Origin of the sequence: Claveliimonas sp., from assembly GCF_037273965.1 — a bacterium.
Lineage (GTDB): Bacteria > Bacillota > Clostridia > Lachnospirales > Lachnospiraceae > Claveliimonas > Claveliimonas bilis.
In genome coordinates this window covers 1-2,862 of the sequence record NZ_JAYAZJ010000004.1, presented here as the reverse complement: position 1 = coordinate 2,862, position 2,862 = coordinate 1, and the positions used below count along the sequence as shown (strand labels likewise).

Genomic DNA, 2,862 nt, shown 5'->3' with positions numbered 1-2,862 from the left:
TGCTGTTCTTAATTCTTTTACTCTTGTTTTCATGTGTACCCTCTCATCAATGTGAAGTCAGCTTCTTGTGAAGTTAACTTCATGTTATCAGAAGAATATGAAAATGTCAACAGATATATGAAGGAAACTTCATATTCCGGCTCCGGATGATTTCCCCATAAAAAAACAGGAATCCCATTTATCCAGGAATTCCTGCTTTTTATATAGATAGCGTCAGCTATTGGTATTCTCGTCCGATTCTTTTGAACCCATCTTGAAGAGATGGATTGTGCCGGTGCGGTTCAGATAGGAAAGCAGTGACAGCCCGATCGGAAAACCAAACAGACCGACTACACCGAACAGCTGGACACCGGCGAACATGCTGACAAGTGTAATAACCGGATGAAGTCCGATCTGTCCGCCTACGATTTTTGGCTCAATAATGTTGCGCACGACAGTGATGAATACATAGAGCAGCGCAAGCTTGATCGCTCCCGGAAAATCTCCGAGGATTGCAGAAATAACAGCCCATGGAATCATGATACCGCCGGTACCGAGAACCGGAAGAATATCAAAAACTGCAATGCACAAAGCGATCAGAACTGAATTTCTGATGCCGATCAAAGTCAGGCCGACAGCCAGCTCTACAAATGTGATGCTCATGATCAGTGCGTAGGAGCGGATGCAGACAAATAATGTACCGACCACATACTGCTTGATCTGCCGGACCACGTTCTGGGCTTTGTCGCTTAACTGGCGCATGCAGAAAGCGGATAAGGCTTCGTAATCCATAGCAATAAAGAAGGTAGAGATGATCATTAAAACCAGCCGGATGAAAAGCATCGGAAGGGAGGACGCAATATTGGAAATTGCCTCCATACTGGTAAGAGAAAGATTCGATACAATTCCACGAAGAGACTGCATAAGCTGGTTCCACAAATAATCTACGGTATCCAGAATAGAAGGATCCGCCTGCTGGATCGCGTGTTCCAGCTGATCGAAAAGATCAATCAGGACCGGATTTACATACCGGAGATAAATCTGCGGAAGCCTTTGTATAAGGTCGCTTACATAAGAAAAAGCCCGGATGCTTCCAAGCACTAAAAGTGTACCGATTGTCACATAAAATACCAGAACCACAAGAATGGCTGACAGCTTCCGGGGAAGCTGTGTTTTTGTGGTAATAAACTGAATAGGGCGTCTCAATATATAGGCAATAAAAAGCGCCGCGACAAACGGGAAAAGAAAGGACAGCGCGAACCTCAGCACAAAAAAGGCGAGGGCAATAATAATTGCGAAGTACAAAAAGTTAATGATGAATTTTGTCCGTTTTTCCATTTGTTTTCATAACCTCATTCCATGTTCAATATAGAAATAACTCACTAATAATTAAGATATCGGAGATTTGTGAAAGTGTCAACAGAAAGTATGCTGCCAAAGCAGTTTTTATGCTTCTTCCAGCGGAAATCTCTCCCATATTTTTCCCAGACGTTTTGCAATCAGTCCGACCAGAAGGGCAGCGGCAACGGTTCCTTCCCTGACACCCTGAAGGCTTTGAGTAAACACGAGCGAAAGGATGCAGGCAGTCAGTACTAATGTCACATCAAATCCCACCTTCATATAACCGAATTTGACCGGAAGAACCTGGCAGATGGCAAGGACTACTCCTTCTCCGGCGAGAACGACTACACCGGCCTTGACCTCCAGGCTGACCCCGACGGCTACCAGAAAGATACCCGCCAGACAGACAATCCACTGCTGCCAGTATGTATGGCACTGTATGCCGCGGACCGCCCAGACCGCGAAATCAGTGAGATATCCAAAGAGAAAGGCTACAGGAAGCTGCATCAGCTGAATCAGATGATATTTTCTTCGGAGAATTAAAATCTGGAGCAGTATAAAAACGCAGTGCATGAGAATAGTAGCGGTTCCTACAGTAAACGGAGAAAACAGGCTGATGACATAAGGAACACTGGAGATCGGCGATGTCCCGAGACTGGCCTTGATGGAAAATGCCACCCCGAAAGCCATGATGGTAAGACCGGCCAGGAGAATGAAATACCGCTTAAAAAGGGTAACAGTCAGTTGATTATGCATGATACTCATTCCTTTCGATAAAACTACAGTGATGCGTAAAAGCGCATCCATCAACTACACAGCATTTCACTGCGTTCTATTTTATTATAGCATTTGAAAAGAAAATGTAAATTATGGGAAACGTTTTAATGGATGGGTAGCAAAACAGGCCCGTCTGATGCTATAATGGATCATACAAAGAGAAACAGAAGGTACGAGAAAGGAGAAGGACCAATGAATATGGAATACGTACTGGAGCAGCTGAAAAACCTGCTTGCAATCGACAGCCCGTCAGGCTATACAAAAGAGGTGACGGATTATCTTTTAAATGAATTTGAGAAACTGGGAGTGCCGGCATACCGCACAGTAAAAGGTGGAGTGATTGCGGATCTCGGCGGAGAAGACGCGGACAATGCGGTCTTTGTAGAGTCTCATGTAGATACACTGGGCGCGATGGTTTCACAGATCAAGAGCAACGGATGTCTGGAGATTTCTCCGGTGGGAGGAATCGACGCCAACTCCGCAGAAGGTGAGACTGTCCGCATCCGGACACGGGACGGACGTATCTATGACGGGACATGCCAGCTTTGCAACGCCTCTGTTCACGTAAATGGTAAATACGCGGAGACAAAGCGGACATACGATGTGATGGAGATTGTTGTTGACGAAAAGACATCTTCCAAAGAGGAGACGGAGAAGCTGGGAATTATGACCGGAGATTTTGTCTGCTTTGAACCGAGAACAACAATTACAAAGAGCGGCTATATCAAGAGCCGTTTCCTGGATGATAAGCTCAGTACCGCAATG

General features: G+C 45.4%; 3 protein-coding genes. 1 reads left to right on the top strand and 2 read right to left on the bottom strand.

Annotation, left to right across the window (positions count from 1 at the left end; genetic code table 11):
* Positions 1-213: 213 nt before the first annotated feature.
* Positions 214-1,317: a sporulation integral membrane protein YtvI gene (ytvI, locus tag WJ238_RS00060; protein ID WP_087169634.1), complete on the bottom strand. Its 1,104-nt coding sequence runs from the start codon at positions 1,315-1,317 to the stop codon at positions 214-216.
* 108 nt (positions 1,318-1,425) lie between these two features.
* Positions 1,426-2,076, bottom strand: coding sequence for a YczE/YyaS/YitT family protein (locus WJ238_RS00055; protein WP_087169633.1), 651 nt, complete (start codon positions 2,074-2,076; stop codon positions 1,426-1,428).
* Between the two features lie 213 nt (positions 2,077-2,289).
* Here WJ238_RS00055 and WJ238_RS00050 point away from each other — a divergent pair.
* The coding region (locus WJ238_RS00050; RefSeq protein ID WP_524536973.1) for a zinc-binding metallopeptidase family protein at positions 2,290-2,862 on the top strand (573 nt) is incomplete at its 3' end.

Coding starts and splice junctions, on each gene's coding strand:
- ytvI (WP_087169634.1), bottom strand. CDS start 1,317: ATGGAAAAACGGACAAAATTCATCATTAACTTTTTGTACTTCGCAATT.
- WJ238_RS00055 (WP_087169633.1), bottom strand. CDS start 2,076: ATGCATAATCAACTGACTGTTACCCTTTTTAAGCGGTATTTCATTCTC.